We start from the raw sequence: 15,429 nt of genomic DNA, 5'->3' as shown, positions 1-15,429 counted from the left end.
GCTTCGGTCGCGGGGGGTCGTTGTTTTTTATACGTCACCGCACCTGCGTGGGCGGGGGTAATTGCCTGCCCCATACCAACCCCCCCTCGCCGCCCGCTGCGCGCCCACCTCTCCCCCGCCTTCGGCGGGGGCGAGGAACCCAGGTTCTGAGAAGCCTGGCGCGGCGGCATGCGGCATAGCTGCGCCTGTTCTGCGCCGCAGTGTTTTTCCTCCCCTTGCATGCAACTCACTTGGCGTTTAGCAAAGCGCCGGTTCAAATTCTTTCTGGGACGGTTCTCCATGGCAACGAAGCATCTTTTCCTGCTCCCCGGCGACGGCATCGGTCCGGAGGCCATGGCCGAGGTCAAGAAACTGATCGCGGTCATGAACGACAAGCTCGGCAGCGGTTTTGCCACCGATGAGGGGCTGGTCGGCGGCTGCGCCTATGACGCGCATGGCGCGGCGATCTCCGATGCCGACATGGAAAAGGCGATGGCGGCCGACGCGGTGCTGTTCGGCGCCGTCGGCGGTCCGAAATGGGATGCGGTGCCCTACGAGGTGCGCCCTGAGGCCGGCCTGCTGCGCCTGCGCAAGGACATGGAGCTGTTCGCCAATCTGCGCCCGGCCATCTGCTATCCGGCGCTGGCGGCGTCCTCCTCGCTCAAGCAGGAGGTGGTCGAGGGTCTAGACATCCTCATCGTGCGCGAGCTGACCGGCGGCGTCTATTTCGGCGAGCCGAAGCAGATCATCGATCTCGGCAACGGCCAGAAGCGCGGCATCGACACGCAGGTCTACGACACGTTCGAGATCGAGCGCATTTCGGGCGTCGCCTTCGAACTGGCACGCACGCGCAAGAACCACGTCACTTCGATGGAAAAGCGCAATGTGATGAAGTCGGGCGTGCTGTGGAACGAGGTCGTCACCCAGACCCACAAGGCGCGCTATTCCGACGTCAAGCTCGACCACATGCTGGCCGATGCCGGCGGCATGCAGCTGGTGCGCTGGCCAAAGCAGTTCGACGTCATCGTCACCGACAATCTGTTCGGCGACATGCTGTCCGACATCGCCGCCATGCTGACCGGCTCGATCGGCATGCTGCCGTCGGCCTCGCTCGGCGCGCCTGACGTGAAGACCAAGAAGCGCAAGGCGCTGTACGAGCCGGTGCACGGCTCGGCCCCCGACATCGCCGGCAAGGGCATCGCCAACCCGATCGCCATGATCGCGTCCTTCGCCATGTGCCTGCGCTATTCCTTCGGCATGGTCGAGGAAGCCGACCGCGTCGAAAGCGCGATCGCCGCTGTGCTCGACGCGGGCCTGCGGACGAAAGACATCATGTCCGATGGCATGACCGAGGTCGGTACGGTCGAGATGGGCGACGCGATCATCGCCAAATTCCTGGGCTGATATCGTGACGGTCGACGTCCGCTGGGCGACGATCGAGGACGCGACGGCGCTCGCGGCCATATTGTGCGAGATGGCGGTTCACTACCGGCAGCCACCTCTCGATGCCGGCCGGGCCGTGTCTGCCGCACGAAAATGGCTTGGCGAGGAAAGCCCGGCCTATCTGCATTTCGCGCTTGCCTTCGTCGACGGCGAGGTCAGCGGCCTGGCGTCGGTGGCGATCGCGCACCCCGGTATCGATCTCGAGCGGCTGCTGTTCCTCAAGGACCTGTTCGTGCGCGACAAAGCCCGCAACGCCGGCGTCGGCCGGGCGCTGATCGGCTTTCTCGCCGATCATTGCCTGCGCGAAGGCATCGGCCGCATCGACCTGACCACCGAGGACTGGAACGAGGGCGCGCTGCGTTTTTACGGCCGGCTTGGCGCCGAGCGCCACGGCCAGAGGGTCTTTCTCAGGCTTTCGGGTGAGGCGTTGAAAAGCGGCTAGATCCTGACGCCTGCCGGCACTGGTCCCCAAGGATTTTCGCCCACCTGGGACGGCAGAAGTCCGAAGACCAGCAAGGCAATGCTGCCAATGGGAGTGATGAAGCCCAGCAGTGCAAACCAGCCGCTCAGACCCGCGTCATGCACACGCCGCACGACGAGGGCAATCGACGGCAGGATCAATCCCGAAAAGAAAACCAGGAAGGGTATGAGCCCTATGGCCCTCATCGTCGTCCTGTCCGCATTGGTTTTGAAGCCATTGAACGCTAGGTCAACGAGTATTCCGAAGCCTAGAAGCGCCAATATCCCGAGGGTGTAGAATAGCCAGAAGGCCCAGAATTCCTTGCGGCGGGCGCGACCTTTGAAATTGCTATAGTCCGCAATTATCGCGCGCCAGAAGTAAGCCCACAGACCCATGGAATAGGCGGGCCTGCTCTCGGCCGAACGGCGTGGCTGGCCCGTGCTTGGCGATGGCGCTGTCGGGGTGACGGCGACTATATCGTGCGCCGTACCGTCATCCGGTTGAAACTCGACAAGGGTGCCCCTGGCGAGGGTCACTTCATGGCTCACATCGTCACGGGCAAAGATATAACGCTTGCTGTCGATTCCGTCGATGTAGCCGTAGTCCTGATCCTGATCGTAGTGGAATATCGTGCCACGCATGTTTCTCCCCCGCGTTGCGCAAATACTACCCAGGGTTGTTTGTGATTGCAATACACGTGGCGGCTAAATCCTGACACCCGCCGGCACCGGCCCCCACTGGTTTTCCCGGGCCTGCGTCGGGATCAGCGCGAAGACCAGGATGATCAGGCTGCCGATGGTCGGGATCAGGATCAGCAGGCTGAGCCAGCCTGACAGGCCGATGTCGTGGAGCCGGCGCACGATCATGCCGAGGCTAGGGAGCAGTGTCGCCAGCAGGAACGTGCCGCACAGCCCGACCGTTATCGCGCCCGAAATATCACTGTCGAAACCGCCCATATCCATATCGGTGTACAGGCCGATGCCGCCGATGATCAGCAGGCAAACCGTCCAGAACAGGCAGTAGCCCCAATATTCCTTGCGGCGGGCGCGGCCGGCGAAATTGAAGTAGTTCTGCGTCACGCCGCGCCAGAAATAGCCCCAGAGATCGCTGGGTTCGGCCGGCTCGGAGGAGCGGCCGAAATGCTGTGCCGGGGGCGGGGTTGCCGCGGCCTTGCTGCCGGCTTGAGTCGGTGCGGGGTTCGTGCCGGCGTCAGTGGCCGAAGTAGCGGTCGGAGCAGCGATCGAAAAGACGTCGCGCGCCTGGCCGCCACCCGGCTGGAACTCGACGGCCGTGCCTTTGGGCATGGCGGTCTGCCGGCGCAGGTTCTCGCGGGTGAAGGTGTAACGGTTGCCGTCGGCCCCGGATATGAAGCCAAAGCCTTGGTCCTCGTCATAGTGAAGCACTTCGCCCCGCATTTGCCACCCCCCCCGCTCGCCACGTCCAGCCGAAGGTTGCACAGGCCCGAGCCGATGGGCAAGCCAGCATAGCTACCCTCTTCGCGGCAAATGAAGCATAAGGCATCGAGTGCAACCGCCTTCGGCAGAAGCAGAACATGACAGTCGAGAGTCCTGACAGTAAAACCGTGATTGAAGATGGAGTGGAAAGACCTCCCAGGCTGGCCATCGACGCCACCGGCCTAACGTTCTGGCCGTCCGGCCAGGGACTTGTCGGCATCCCGCGGGTGGAAAGCTTTCTCGTCAGCGCAGCCCTGGCCGATCCCGACCCTTGCGTAGAGGTGGTGGCGTTCCGACCGTGGGAAGGCCGGTTTCGCCCCCTCGCTCCTTTCGAGCAGGACCATGTCGCGACGGGCGAGATTTCACCCTGGCGCCTCAAACGATGGCCTGGGAGACGCACGGCGATGTCGCAGGCCCTCGAAGCGGTGAGGCAGCAGCCATGGGGCAAGCGCGACGCCGACCGCCATCTCGCAAAGACGGTGACCCATGGCCGCAAAGGGATTGCCTATCAGGCGACCAGGCTGCTGATCCGGGCCTATCGGCTGTACCAGCGGGCGCGGACCCGGTCGGCCCCGCGTCAGGTTCCAAGCCAACCGGACGAGACTGAACGCGGCTTTGTCCTGATCAGCCATCACATTCTGACCGGGGACGACCGAGCCGCCGTCTCCGGGCGCGCCGGTGGCCTTGCGTTTCTTTGCCACGACCTCATCCCGACACTGCGCCCCGACATGGTTGGTATGAGCCCTGGCGAGGCTCGCTACGGGTCATATCTCGAGCACCTCGTGCGTTCCGGCGCGCCGGCATTTTGTGCATCCGACGAAGTTGGTGCGACGCTGACCGATCATATGCAACAGGCAGGCGTCACGCAGCCGGTGGTATATCGGTTTCCGATGCCGTCCATCCTGTACGAAACGGCTTCGCGCATGGGCGAGACTTCGCGCATCGAGGCCGACGAGCCGTTCGTGCTCTATTGCTCGACCATCGAAGTGCGCAAGAACCACATCCTGCTGGCACGGATATGGCAGCAGGCGCTCGACGAGGGCGTCACGCTGCCGCGGCTCGTCTGCGCCGGGCGCTGGGGCTGGATGATCGATCCGCTGCGCGCCTATCTCAAGGCCCATCCGAGATTGCTTGAGCGGGTTACGTTCACCGGAGCGATCAGCGATGAGGAGCTCATCCGATATTATCGCAGCGCTTCCTTTGGCGTCTTTCCCTCGCATATCGAGGGCTGGGGCTACGGCGCCTCGGAATGTCTCGATTTCGGCGTTCCCGTCATCGTCTCGACAGCGCCGGCGTTGATCGAGGCGAGCGGCGGGCTGATGCCGGTGGTCGATTCCAATGACCAGGCCGGCTGGTACGCTGCAATCCGCAGGATGGCGGAAGACCCGGACTGGCGCTCGTCGCTGACGGAACGCATCGCAAAGCAGCATCGCCCGACGGCGGCATCGGCCAGCTGGGCTGCCATCAAGGCTGGCCTGCAGGCAAGCGCGTCGCTCCGGCCGAAGTCCTAGAGCAATTCTAGGAAAAGTGTGAAGCGGTTTTCCGTCTAGAATTGCGTCAAAACAAAGAGTTAGAGCAGATCGCCGTTTCCGTGAAACGGTGAAATGCTCTAGGTGGGCCGCTTCTTCGCCTTCTTGTGCTTGGGCGCGCCGGTGGTGTCGAATTTCGGCTTGCCCGGCTTCTTCGCCCATGGCTTTGCCTCATGCGCGGTGGCCGGGCGCTGATCGACTGCTGCTGGTGCACGTTTTTCGAATTTGCGCTTCGGCGCGTTGGGGTCGAACGGCGCCTTGCCGCGATGCGGCTTCTTGTCGGGGCTTGGCGGCTGGTAGCCGGCGCGCGACAGATCGGGCGTGCCCTCGAGCCGCTTCACCAGGATGTTGCCTTGCAGCTTGCGATCGGGACCGATCGCGGCCAGGAAGCGGTCGGCCCAGTCGGCTGATATCTGCACGTAGGTCTCTTCCGGCTGCATCTTGATGGCGCCGATCTCGCGCTTCGAGATGCTGCCGATGCGGCACAGCATTGGGATGAGCCAGCGCGGCTCGGCATTTTGCCGGCGCCCGATCGACAGCGAGAACCAGACGCTGTCACCGAAATCGTCGCGGCGGCTGGGCGCCTCGTCGCGGCGCGCGAAACCTTCGCCTGCCGGTCTTTCACGCGACGGCGTGAAGGGCGCGATCTCCATGAGGTCCTCGGGCGCCGAGCGGCTGGCGCGGCACTGGCGCACGAAGGCGGCAGCCACTTGCTCGGCGCCATGTCTTGCGAGCAGCGCGTCGATGAAACCGCGCTCGTCTTCCTTCACCGGCTCGTCGAAAACCGGATCGGCCAGGATGCGCTCGTCGTCGCGCCGCATCACGTCGTCGGCCGAGGGCGGGCTCGCCCATGTCGCCTTGAGGCCGGCGTTCTGCAGCAGCCGCTCGGTGCGCTTGCGGGCGCTGTTGGGCACGATCAGCGCGCTGACGCCCTTGCGTCCGGCGCGGCCGGTGCGGCCGCTGCGGTGCAGCAGCGTTTCGGGGTTGGTCGGCAAATCGGCGTGGATGACCAGTTCGAGGTTGGGCAGGTCGATGCCGCGCGCCGCGACATCGGTGGCGATGCAGACTTTTGCGCGGCCGTCGCGCATTGCCTGCAGCGCATGGCTGCGCTCGTTCTGGCTGAGCTCGCCGGAGAGGGCGACGACGGAGAAGTTGCGGTTGTTGAAGCGCGCGGTCAGATGATTGACGGCGGCACGCGTGTTGCAGAACACCAGCGCGTTCTTGGCTTCGTAATAGCGCAGAACGTTGATGATGGCGTTTTCCCGGTCGGGCTGGGCGACGCTCAGCGCCCGGTATTCGATGTCGAGATGCTGCTTCTCCTCGCCGGCGGCCGAGATGCGCACCGCATCGCGCTGATAGCCCTGCGCGAGCGTGGCGATCGAGCGCGGCACCGTGGCCGAGAACATCAGCGTCCGGCGTTCGGCAGGAGCGGCGTCGAGGATGAATTCGAGGTCTTCGCGAAAGCCCAGATCGAGCATCTCGTCGGCCTCGTCGAGCACCACCGCCTTCAGCGCCGACATGTCGAGCGAGCGCCGGGTGATGTGGTCGCGCAGCCGGCCGGGCGTGCCGACGACGATATGGGCGCCGCGCTCCAGCACACGCCGCTCCGAGCGCATGTCCATGCCGCCGACGCAGGAAGCCACGGTTGCGCCGGTCAACTCGTAGAGCCATTCCAGCTCGCGCGTCACCTGCAAGGCGAGTTCGCGCGTCGGCGCCACCGCCAGCGCCAGCGGTGCGGCGGCGTGGCCGAAGCGCTCCGCGCCCTCAAGCAGGGTCGGCGCCAGAGCGAGGCCGAAGGCCACCGTCTTGCCGGAGCCGGTCTGCGCCGAAACCAGCGCATCGGCCTCGCCGAGTTCCGGCGCCACAACCGCCTTCTGGACGGGCGTCAGCTCGGAATAGCCGCGTTTTTCCAGCGCCCTTGCCAGCGCGGGAACGAGTGCATCGAAGTTGGACATCTTACTCTTTCGGAATTCGGATTCTTATATGCCCAGCAATGGGCCTGTCTTCGGCGGGCGTCGGGACGCTCCATGAGCCGGATGGTCATGCCGTTCGTACTTCGTGCCGCCGCGATTGTACAGGGCAACAGGACGCTCATCGCAATTGACTCTTGACGCAAACCGCGTAAAAGCCCGCTTTGAACGGGATCGTTTTTTCGATGCGCGGCCTTTTGATGGCTCTTCTTGCATTCGATGCCCCCAGCCTCAATGCACATCATTGGGCCGGGCGCGTCGGCGCGTCCCCTCGTTCCAGCAAAACCCCATTCTTGGCCAAAAAAACTACCAAAACCACCACCAAAACGGTGTGACTCCCTTGGCCTAACCACCCTCTCCCGGGTTCGGCCCGGGGGACGGAACCCGCATCGGCCAGCGGGTTTCTCCAAAAACTAAGCGGAGAGGGACAGGAGATTTTTCGATGAGTTTCAAGGTAGCGATCGTCGGCGCCACGGGCAATGTGGGCCGGGAAATGCTCAACATACTGGAAGAGCGCGGCTTTCCGGTAAGCGAAGTCGTGGCGCTGGCGTCGCGGCGCAGCCAGGGCACGGAAGTGTCGTTCGGCGACCGCACGCTGAAGGTGAAGACGCTCGACCAGTATGATTTTTCCGACACCGACATCTGCATCATGTCGGCTGGCGGCAGCGTCTCCAAGGAATGGTCGCCGAAGATCGGCAAGCAGGGCTGCGTCGTCATCGATAATTCGTCGGCCTTCCGCTACGATCAGGACGTGCCGTTGATCGTGCCGGAAGTGAACCCGGACGCGATCTCGCTGTTCACGCGCAAGAACATCATCGCCAATCCGAATTGCTCGACGGCGCAGCTGGTAGTGGCATTGAAGCCGCTGCATGACTTCGCCACCATCAAGCGTGTCGTTGTCGCCACCTACCAGTCGGTGTCGGGCGCCGGCAAGGAAGGTATGGACGAACTCTTTACCCAGACCCGCGCGGTCTTCGTCGCCGATGGCGTCGAGGTCAAGAAGTTCACCAAGCGCATCGCCTTCAACGTCATCCCGCACATCGATGTCTTCCTTGATGACGGCTCCACCAAGGAAGAGTGGAAGATGGTCGCCGAGACCAAGAAGATGCTCGACCCCAAGATCAAGCTGACGGCGACCTGCGTGCGCGTGCCGGTGTTCATCGGCCATTCGGAAGCGGTCAACATCGAGTTCGAAAAGCCGATCACCGCCGACGAGGCGCGCGATATCCTGCGTGAAGCCCCAGGCTGCCAGGTCTTGGACAAGCGCGAGGACGGCGGCTACATTACGCCGCTGGAATCGGCCGGCGAAGACGCCACCTTCATCTCGCGCATCCGCGAGGATTCGACCATCGACAACGGCCTGTCGATGTGGATCGTCTCCGACAATCTGCGCAAGGGCGCCGCACTCAACGCGGTGCAGATCGCCGAGCTGCTGGTCGAGCGTGGACTGATCCAGCCGAAGAAGAAGGCGGCTTAGTTTTCGCTCACGGGCCGTATCGCCGCTGCCGCGGCGGGCCCTCCGCGGGGGCGCCGGACGACCGGCGGCCCGCAGTCGCGGGCTCGGCCTTCGGCCGGGTGCTGAAGGTTAGCGAAGGCATTGATGGATGCCGATCTCCCCACGAGGGGGAGATCGGCAGCTCTGGCCGATGCGCTACGCTCTGTTCTCCCTGGCCAGCTGGTTCAACAGCCCCAGCGCCTCCTCCGCCCGGTCGACCGGCACGAACAGATGGTCGTGGTAGAAGGCCGAAACCGGGTTCACGCCCATGCCGGCGGCGGCGAGGCGCGTGGTGATGGCGGCGAGAAAGCCGACGGCTTCCAGCGACGAATGGATGTTGAGCGTGACCATCCGGCAGCGGAATGACGCGGTCAGTGCCGCAGCGATGGCCTTCTCCTCGTCTACGATCAGCGTCATGCCCCCGCGCTCACGAAACACCATCACCGGCTCGAGGCCTTCCGGCTGAACGACGCCAGGCGCCAGCGTGGCGAAGACATAGGTGCATGCCAGCAGCTCCGGCGTCATCGATGCCAGCAGTGTCTTCAGATCGGTCTCGCCGGTCATTTTTCTCTTCTCTCGACTGAAGTGGTGGGCCGCAGCCCGCAACTCCTCAATATCCACGCCCGTCGGGTGCCGATAGCCTGCAAGGACGACATGGCGGTGTCGCTGGCGGCTGGGCTTGCAGAGCTGTCGCATCGCACAATAAAGGAGGTGAGGGCCGATGGCGGTCCGTGAAAGGCCTTCGATGATCGTTCGCCCGCGCCCCACATTCCTACAGCTGTTCTTCATCATGCGCGGTTCGGTCGTGCCACGCATCCTGCCGCAGATATTGGGCTTCGCGCTTTATTCCGCGACCATCCTGGCCGTGGCGCGCCGGTTCCAGCTTGATTTCAGCGTCTTCAACATCACGCCTTTCGGCCTGGTCGGCGTGACATTGTCGATCTATCTCTCGTTCCGCAACAACGCCGCCTACGACCGTTGGTGGGAGGCGCGCAAGCTGTGGGGCGCGCTGGTCTTCGAAATGCGCAACCTGGCACGCGCCACCACCAGCCTCATACCGGACCAGACCGAACAGCGCGCCTTGCTGATGGAAGCGCTCGCCTTCTGTCATTTCCTGCGCGGGCAGTTGCGCAAGATCGACAGCATGAAGGATGCCCGTGCCTTCATCGACGCCGAGGCGGACAAGGCAGCAGCCTTTTCCAATCCGGCGGATGAGATGGTCAGGCGCATGGGCCGGCGTGCCAATGCCCAGCGCCGGGCGGGCGACGTCGACACGATCGGCTTTCGTATCCTCGATGAGAGGCTCGCGTCGATCGCCGCCATCCAGGCTGGCTGCGAGCGGATCGCCGGCACGCCCTTGCCGTTCGCCTACACGCTGTTGGTGCATCGCACGGCCTATATCGTCTGCCTGCTGCTGCCGATCGGCCTGATCTCGACCGCCGGCTGGGCAACGCCGCTGTTCACGGCGCTGATCGCCTACACCTTCTTCGGCCTCGACGCGCTTTCGGAAGAGCTCGAGGATCCGTTCGGCACCGAGGCCAACGACCTCGCCCTCGACGGTCTCTGCCGCGTCTGCGAGATCTCGGTATTCGAGGCGCTGGGCGAAACGCCGCCGAAGATGATCCCGGCGGAAAAGTTCTATTTTTCGTAGGCGAAGGCGCGCGGGTTTAAAAGAATCCGCCCCGCTGTCGGATCGCGGCCCCATGCCACGTCCTTGGGTCGACCCCTGCGAAAGGGCTCGACCATCAGGAGGGACCACCATGAGCATTTCCGAAACCGCGCCCGTCTCGCCGGGCGCTTTGTGGACCGGCCGCGTGCTCAGCGGCGTCATCGTGCTGTTCATGATCTTCGACGGCGTCATCAAGCTGCCGCCGCTCGATGTCGTCACCCAGACGATGGTGCCGCTCGGCTGGCCGGCCGATGCCAATGTCGCGCGCATGCTTGGCGTCATCGGCCTGATCTCGACCGCGCTCTACGCCTTGCCGCGCAGCGCGGTGCTCGGCGCCATCCTGCTCACCGCCTATATGGGCGGCGCCATCGCCACCAATGTCCGCGTCGATAACCCGCTGCTCTCGCACATTCTGTTCGGCGTCTATCTCGGCATTATCCTGTGGGGTGGCCTGTATCTGCGCGATGCCAGGGTCCGCGCGCTGATCCCGTTCAGCCGATAGATCCGCTCGAAGCATCGCTTTCAACTCGAAGCCTGGAACCCTTTGCCGGGCAATGTCTTAGGGATCGAATCGCCGAGTTGCGAGTTAGAGATTCGCTTGGCGGCGGAGGCGGCTCCTATCGGAGAGGAACGACGATGAAGAAAACGATGCTTTTGATGGCGCTTCTGGTGCCGCTCGCCGCTTGTTCGCAAACGGAAAAAGGCGCGGCCGTTGGCGGCCTCGGTGGCGCTGCCGTCGGTGCGGCGGTCGCTGGCGATCCGGTTGAAGGCGCCGTCGTCGGTGGCGCCGTCGGCGCCGTTGCCGGTGCGCTGATCGGCCGGGCAAGCGAGAGCGGCGAATGCCGCTATCGCGATCGGCGGGGCCGCGTCTACATCGACCGCTGCCCGAGCGGTTATTGATAGGCAGCTCTTACAGACAGAACCGGACAGCAAAACGGCGGGCCTTGGCCCGCCGTTTTCCTGGATGCGATAGGGCAATACTTATTCGGCGGTGGCGGCTTCCGCCTCGGCCGGTGCTGCTGCGGCGGCCGCAGCCGCGGCAGCGGCGTCTTCCTGCGCCTTCTTCAAGAGCGAAGCACGTTCCTGCGCCTTCTTGCCCGGCTCGGCCTTCTTCGGGTTGGAGCGGGCGTCGCGCTTGACGAGGCCGGCTTCGTCGAGGAAGCGCAGCACGCGGTCGGTCGGCTGGGCGCCATGCGCCAGCCAATGCTTGACGCGGTCGGCGTCGACCTTGACGCGTTCGCCGTCCTTGGGCAGCAGCGGGTTCCACGAGCCGATCGATTCGATGAACCGGCCGTCACGCGGCGAACGGGCGTCGGCAATGACGACGTGGTAGTAAGGACGCTTCTTCGAGCCCGCACGGGCCAGTCGGATCTTCAAGGGCATTTATTTTCTCCTAAAAAGGCTGATTTGGTTGATCGGTTGGTGGCTGGTTTCTCAGCCGGCTTTCATCACGCCGTTGGAAGCGGCGATCTGTTCGTGGTGGCGGATCACTTCGCGGACGACGAAGTTGAGGAATTTTTCCGCGAAATCCGGGTCGAGATGGGCATCCTTCGCCAGCTGGCGAAGCCGGGCGATCTGCTGCTGCTCGCGTGCCGGGTCGGCCGGGGGCAGGCCATGCGTCGCCTTCAGCACACCGACCGCCTTGGTGCAGCGGAAGCGCTCGGCCAGCATGTGGATGAGGGCCGCGTCGATGTTATCGATCGAGGCGCGGTAATCGGCCAGGAGAGCGCGGGCGTCGGCCATGTCCTTCTCTTCGTTCATGGCGTCCTCACTTCTTCTTGCCAAGGCCGGGCAGCCCGCCACCGCCGAGGCCGGGAAGCCCGGGGAGTTTCATGCCGCCGGGCAGACCTGGCACGCCGCTGGGCAGGCCACCGCCGCCGGGAAGGCCTTTCATGCCGCCGCCAAGGCCGGCTGCCTGTGCCTGCTTCTGCAAGGCTTCGAGCTGCTTAGGGTCCATCTTCGACAGGTCCGGCATGCCGCCGCCCATCATGCCGCCACCCATGCCCCCGGGGCCGCCGGGCATCATGCCGCCGAGGCCCATCTTGGAGGCGAGGCCGCCCATCATGCCGCGCATCAGGCCGCCGCCTTTGCCCTTGCCGCCCATCGCCTTCATCATGTCGGCCATGCCGCGATGCATCTTGAGCAGCTTGTTGATTTCGGCCGCGTCGGTGCCGGAACCGGCGGCGATGCGCTTCTTGCGCGAATGCTTGAGCAAATCGGGATTGGCGCGCTCGGCCTTGGTCATCGACGAGATGATGGCGAGCTGGCGGCCGAACATCTTGTCGTCGAGACCGGCGGCGGCCATCTGGTCCTTCATCTTGCCCATGCCGGGCATCATGCCCATGATGCCGCCCATGCCGCCCATCTTCGACATCTGCTGAAGCTGGCCGGCGAGATCGTTCAGGTCGAACTTGCCCGACTGCATCTTCTTGGCCATCGCCGCCGCCTGTTCGGCGTCGATGTTCTCGGCGGCCTTTTCGACGAGCGAGACAATGTCGCCCATGCCGAGGATGCGGTCGGCGATGCGCTTGGGGTGGAATTCCTCCAGCCCGTCCATCTTTTCGCCAGTGCCGATCAGCTTGATCGGCTTGCCGGTGACGGCGCGCATGGAGAGTGCAGCACCACCGCGGCCGTCGCCGTCCATGCGGGTCAGGACGAGGCCGGTGATGCCGACGCGCTCGTCGAAGCTCTTGGCCAGGTTGACGGCGTCCTGGCCGGTCAGCGAATCGGCGACCAGCAGGATTTCGTGCGGGCTCGACACCTTCTTGATGTCGGCCATCTCGACCATCAGCGGCTCGTCGATATGGGTGCGGCCGGCGGTGTCGAGGATGACGATGTCGTGGCCGCCGAGCTTGGCCGCCTGCACGGCGCGGCGGGCGATGTCGACCGGCGACTGGCCGTCGATGATCGGCAGCGTGGCGACCTTGACCTGTTCGCCGAGCTGGCGCAGCTGCTCCTGCGCAGCGGGGCGCCGCGTGTCGAGCGAGGCCATCAGGACCTTCTTGTTCTGACGCTCGGAAAGACGCTTGGCGATCTTGGCCGAAGTGGTCGTCTTGCCGGAACCCTGCAGGCCGACCATCATGATGACGACCGGCGCCGGGGCATTGAGATCGATGGCGACGCCTTCGGCGCCGAGCATGTCGACCAGTTCGTCATGGACGATCTTGACGACCATCTGGCCGGGCTTGATAGACTTGACCACGGCAGCGCCGACGGCCTTCTCGCGCACCTTGTCGGTGAAGGAGCGCACCACTTCCAGCGCCACGTCTGCTTCGAGCAGCGCCCGGCGCACCTCGCGCAGCGCCGCCGAGACATCAGCCTCCGACAGGGCTCCGCGGCCGGTCAGGCCGTTCAGGATCGAACCAAGACGTTCCTGTAGCGATTCAAACATTCGTTTTCCTTTTCCCTGGCATCCGGATGATGCCCGAGAGGTAATGCGTTCGCGCCCAGTGTCCAACCAAAAGCCAAAACCAAAAAGCACCCGGGGGCGCTCAGCGCTGCCGGGTGTTGGCCTCCAGGATCGATTTACAGCACTTCACCTCAAAGAGGCTTCGGCGTCCTGGTCGGCTTGCTCGGAGGGATACTCGTCGCGGAATTCGGGGCGTGTAGACAGGAAATCGGACACGGAGTCAAGACAAAGACCGGATTGCGTCGTTCCCGGCCTGCAATCAGGCCGTGCTCGCCCGGTCCGGAAATTCGGCGGCAACCCTGAGCGGCGAACGCGGATGTAGAAGCAGCACGATGGTCAGCAGGCTGCAGGCGATGCCGATGAAGGCGATGAGAACCGCATCCGACGTCGCCCAGCCCGGTCCTTCGAGCGGCCTGGCATTGAACAGGGCGAAGGAATTGTAGCTTTCCTGATGCGAGATCAAGAGAAACCCGGTCAGGTTGTTGCCGAGATGAGCACCCAAGGCGGCGCCGAGATTGCCGGTTGCGTAGACGACAAGTGTCAGCAGCAGCGCGAAAGCGGCGATCGACGCCAGCACGCAAGCATTGATGGCTGGTGACGAACTCGCACTCCAATGCAGCGAGGTGAACAGCAGGGCCGGCAGCAGGGCCCAGACGAATGGGCTCGTGAACCGGCTGGCGAGACCGCGCAGCAGGTAGCCGCGAAACAGCAGCTCTTCCGAAGAGGTCTGCACCAAGGTAAGCGCGGCGATCGGGATCGCAAACAGCAGCCAGGATGACAGGCTGATCGGGCCACGCGTGATCTGCGGCTGCAGCAGATAGAGCAGGATTTCGGATATGAACGACGTGATCAGCACCGCGATCAGCCCTTTGAGGAAGCCGGGCCATGAAACTCGTCGGCTGTTGCCGAGCAGCGCCGACAGCTTCTCGCCATGCACCCAGCGCATCGCGACCCACAGGCCGATCCAGATGCCGGCAAACGAGACGAGCGCGGTGAGGATGCCGAGGGGCGAAGCGAGGAAGCCCTGAATGCCGGATGATGGGGTCGCCTGCCAGGCGATGAAGGCATAGGTGCCGCCGACCAGCACGGCCACGGTGGTTGCTGCCCAAAAAAGGACCACGATCCCCGTTCCGAGCAACAGGCGCGGTAAGGTCGTCCTGGAGTTCGGCGAATGCCTGTAACGCTCGAAGGCGGCCGGATCGATGGTCACGCGGGCTCCCTTCCCAAAGTCATCGCCTGTTGACTAACCGATGGCCGGGAAAATCGGAATGGTTTTCCGCAAAGACTAAGCCAGAGCAAAGTCGGCGCAGGAGAGCGCCGCGCGGCAGCGCCGCCTGCTGGCGGCCGCTGCTGTCGCTGCGGCCGCTTGTGCCGCTTGTCGTCAGCGAACGACGTACATGATGCGTCGGGTCTGCGGATCGATCAGCGCCCGCTGGCCGTTCACATAGACATAGCGGTAATTGTAGTCCGGAATCTCGCGCAGCTCGACGGTGTCGGGCAGGGTCGCGCCGGTCACCACTTCGCCTTCGAGATAGATGGGATCGAGGCGATGCGTGTCGACATAGGTGCGGACTTCAGCCGGGGGCGAAGGGAAGTCATCCACGACCGGATCGCTGGCGATGATCGCGCCGGTATAATCGGTCGAGTAGTTGCCGATGTCCTCCGGCGGCGAGACGACAGCAACGCTAGAGCGCCGTTCCGTCAGCACCACCCGGCTGCCGCCTATATCGGCCGTCACATAGTCGGAATAGACCCAGCCCTGGCCGCCGGCCTCGGCTATGGTGCACCATTTGCTGTTTTCGATGCAGCCATTGAGCGTTGCCGACTGACCGGCGGCGAGCACGCCGATCACAGGATATTGCGGGCCAGGCCCGGCGCGCACGTTAAGATCGGTGACGGCTGAGACGGCGGTATCGGCAAACGCGGCGCCCGACATCACGGTCAGCATTCCGGCTACCGCAGGAAACAATAGGGATTTCATGGTTTCTCTCCGTTTTCATGGTCCCTCGGCAGCGAAAACG

Annotated in this window: 16 protein-coding genes; 7 read left to right on the top strand and 9 right to left on the bottom strand. The window is 64.1% G+C overall.

From position 1 onward, the window contains the following. Window positions 1-279 precede the first annotated feature (279 nt). A complete protein-coding gene (gene leuB / locus NKJ00_RS20970; protein ID WP_023814440.1) occupies window positions 280-1,383 on the top strand; it encodes a 3-isopropylmalate dehydrogenase in 1,104 nt (367 codons plus the stop codon). A 4-nt stretch (window positions 1,384-1,387) separates the two neighbouring features. Then, on the top strand, window positions 1,388-1,864 hold the full coding sequence (locus NKJ00_RS20965) for a GNAT family N-acetyltransferase (RefSeq protein WP_352630982.1): 477 nt from the start codon (window positions 1,388-1,390) through the stop codon (window positions 1,862-1,864). Here NKJ00_RS20965 and NKJ00_RS20960 read toward each other — a convergent pair. Both NKJ00_RS20960 and NKJ00_RS20955 read right to left on the bottom strand, forming a co-directional pair. Next, window positions 1,861-2,523 carry a DUF805 domain-containing protein gene (locus tag NKJ00_RS20960; protein ID WP_023814442.1) on the bottom strand — a complete coding sequence of 221 codons (663 nt, stop codon included), beginning with the start codon at window positions 2,521-2,523 and terminating at the stop codon, window positions 1,861-1,863. The genes NKJ00_RS20965 and NKJ00_RS20960 overlap by 4 nt on opposite strands. Window positions 2,524-2,586: 63 nt before the next feature. Next, the gene (locus NKJ00_RS20955; RefSeq protein ID WP_128304295.1) at window positions 2,587-3,297 is read right to left on the bottom strand and encodes a DUF805 domain-containing protein; all 711 of its coding nucleotides are present in this window, start codon (window positions 3,295-3,297) and stop codon (window positions 2,587-2,589) included. Between the two features lie 182 nt (window positions 3,298-3,479). Between NKJ00_RS20955 and NKJ00_RS20950 the strand changes: the two genes are divergently transcribed. Then, the gene (locus tag NKJ00_RS20950) at window positions 3,480-4,847 is read left to right on the top strand and encodes a glycosyltransferase (protein ID WP_352442591.1); all 1,368 of its coding nucleotides are present in this window, start codon (window positions 3,480-3,482) and stop codon (window positions 4,845-4,847) included. 98 nt (window positions 4,848-4,945) lie between these two features. Here NKJ00_RS20950 and NKJ00_RS20945 read toward each other — a convergent pair whose 3' ends face one another. Then, window positions 4,946-6,820, bottom strand: coding sequence for a DEAD/DEAH box helicase (locus tag NKJ00_RS20945; protein ID WP_128304293.1), 1,875 nt, complete (start codon window positions 6,818-6,820; stop codon window positions 4,946-4,948). Window positions 6,821-7,277: 457 nt separating this feature from the next. Between NKJ00_RS20945 and NKJ00_RS20940 the strand changes: the two genes are divergently transcribed. Continuing rightward, window positions 7,278-8,312 carry an aspartate-semialdehyde dehydrogenase gene (locus NKJ00_RS20940; protein ID WP_023814446.1) on the top strand — a complete coding sequence of 345 codons (1,035 nt, stop codon included), beginning with the start codon at window positions 7,278-7,280 and terminating at the stop codon, window positions 8,310-8,312. A gap of 174 nt (window positions 8,313-8,486) precedes the next feature. Here the strand turns inward: NKJ00_RS20940 and NKJ00_RS20935 are convergent, their stop codons facing one another. After that, a complete protein-coding gene (locus NKJ00_RS20935; RefSeq protein WP_128304292.1) occupies window positions 8,487-8,894 on the bottom strand; it encodes an ACT domain-containing protein in 408 nt (135 codons plus the stop codon). Between the two features lie 157 nt (window positions 8,895-9,051). Here NKJ00_RS20935 and NKJ00_RS20930 point away from each other — a divergent pair, with 157 nt between their 5' ends. The 3 genes from NKJ00_RS20930 (at window position 9,052) to NKJ00_RS20920 (ending at window position 10,899) form a co-directional block, all read left to right on the top strand. Next, window positions 9,052-9,981: a bestrophin family protein gene (locus NKJ00_RS20930; RefSeq protein ID WP_352630979.1), complete on the top strand. Its 930-nt coding sequence runs from the start codon at window positions 9,052-9,054 to the stop codon at window positions 9,979-9,981. A gap of 109 nt (window positions 9,982-10,090) precedes the next feature. Further along, complete coding sequence (locus NKJ00_RS20925; protein WP_128304291.1) at window positions 10,091-10,501, top strand: DoxX family protein; 411 nt, start codon at window positions 10,091-10,093, stop codon at window positions 10,499-10,501. A 134-nt stretch (window positions 10,502-10,635) separates the two neighbouring features. Beyond that, window positions 10,636-10,899 (top strand): YMGG-like glycine zipper-containing protein, encoded by a 264-nt coding sequence (locus tag NKJ00_RS20920; protein WP_023811331.1) that lies wholly within the window; start codon window positions 10,636-10,638, stop codon window positions 10,897-10,899. Window positions 10,900-10,980: 81 nt separating this feature from the next. Here NKJ00_RS20920 and rpsP read toward each other — a convergent pair whose 3' ends face one another. The 5 genes from rpsP to NKJ00_RS20895 form a co-directional block, all read right to left on the bottom strand. Further along, window positions 10,981-11,382, bottom strand: a complete 402-nt coding sequence (gene rpsP / locus NKJ00_RS20915; protein WP_023811330.1) for a 30S ribosomal protein S16 — start codon at window positions 11,380-11,382, stop codon at window positions 10,981-10,983. 51 nt (window positions 11,383-11,433) lie between these two features. Beyond that, window positions 11,434-11,760 carry a chorismate mutase gene (locus tag NKJ00_RS20910; RefSeq protein ID WP_023811329.1) on the bottom strand — a complete coding sequence of 109 codons (327 nt, stop codon included), beginning with the start codon at window positions 11,758-11,760 and terminating at the stop codon, window positions 11,434-11,436. A gap of 7 nt (window positions 11,761-11,767) precedes the next feature. Then, window positions 11,768-13,390 (bottom strand): signal recognition particle protein, encoded by a 1,623-nt coding sequence (gene ffh / locus NKJ00_RS20905; protein WP_128304290.1) that lies wholly within the window; start codon window positions 13,388-13,390, stop codon window positions 11,768-11,770. A 277-nt stretch (window positions 13,391-13,667) separates the two neighbouring features. Beyond that, entirely contained in the window at window positions 13,668-14,618 is a 951-nt protein-coding gene (locus NKJ00_RS20900) for a CPBP family intramembrane glutamic endopeptidase (protein WP_128304289.1), read from the bottom strand. 171 nt (window positions 14,619-14,789) lie between these two features. Continuing rightward, a complete protein-coding gene (locus NKJ00_RS20895; protein ID WP_023811326.1) occupies window positions 14,790-15,389 on the bottom strand; it encodes a DUF1236 domain-containing protein in 600 nt (199 codons plus the stop codon). Window positions 15,390-15,429 lie beyond the last annotated feature (40 nt).

Origin of the sequence: Mesorhizobium sp. M0227 (assembly GCF_040321855.1) — a bacterium.
Taxonomy (GTDB): Bacteria; Pseudomonadota; Alphaproteobacteria; order Rhizobiales; family Rhizobiaceae; genus Mesorhizobium.
Note: the sequence above shows the minus strand (reverse complement) of the source record. Positions and strands in the feature narration are given on the sequence as shown.

Bases quoted from the DNA above. Each gene is read 5' to 3' on its own strand.
- leuB (WP_023814440.1), top strand. From the start codon at position 280: ATGGCAACGAAGCATCTTTTCCTGCTCCCCGGCGACGGCATCGGTCCG.
- NKJ00_RS20960 (WP_023814442.1), bottom strand. From the start codon at position 2,523: ATGCGTGGCACGATATTCCACTACGATCAGGATCAGGACTACGGCTAC.
- NKJ00_RS20955 (WP_128304295.1), bottom strand. From the start codon at position 3,297: ATGCGGGGCGAAGTGCTTCACTATGACGAGGACCAAGGCTTTGGCTTC.
- NKJ00_RS20945 (WP_128304293.1), bottom strand. From the start codon at position 6,820: ATGTCCAACTTCGATGCACTCGTTCCCGCGCTGGCAAGGGCGCTGGAA.
- NKJ00_RS20940 (WP_023814446.1), top strand. From the start codon at position 7,278: ATGAGTTTCAAGGTAGCGATCGTCGGCGCCACGGGCAATGTGGGCCGG.
- NKJ00_RS20935 (WP_128304292.1), bottom strand. From the start codon at position 8,894: ATGACCGGCGAGACCGATCTGAAGACACTGCTGGCATCGATGACGCCG.
- NKJ00_RS20930 (WP_352630979.1), top strand. From the start codon at position 9,052: ATGGCGGTCCGTGAAAGGCCTTCGATGATCGTTCGCCCGCGCCCCACA.
- NKJ00_RS20925 (WP_128304291.1), top strand. From the start codon at position 10,091: ATGAGCATTTCCGAAACCGCGCCCGTCTCGCCGGGCGCTTTGTGGACC.
- NKJ00_RS20920 (WP_023811331.1), top strand. From the start codon at position 10,636: ATGAAGAAAACGATGCTTTTGATGGCGCTTCTGGTGCCGCTCGCCGCT.
- rpsP (WP_023811330.1), bottom strand. From the start codon at position 11,382: ATGCCCTTGAAGATCCGACTGGCCCGTGCGGGCTCGAAGAAGCGTCCT.
- NKJ00_RS20910 (WP_023811329.1), bottom strand. From the start codon at position 11,760: ATGAACGAAGAGAAGGACATGGCCGACGCCCGCGCTCTCCTGGCCGAT.
- ffh (WP_128304290.1), bottom strand. From the start codon at position 13,390: ATGTTTGAATCGCTACAGGAACGTCTTGGTTCGATCCTGAACGGCCTG.
- NKJ00_RS20895 (WP_023811326.1), bottom strand. From the start codon at position 15,389: ATGAAATCCCTATTGTTTCCTGCGGTAGCCGGAATGCTGACCGTGATG.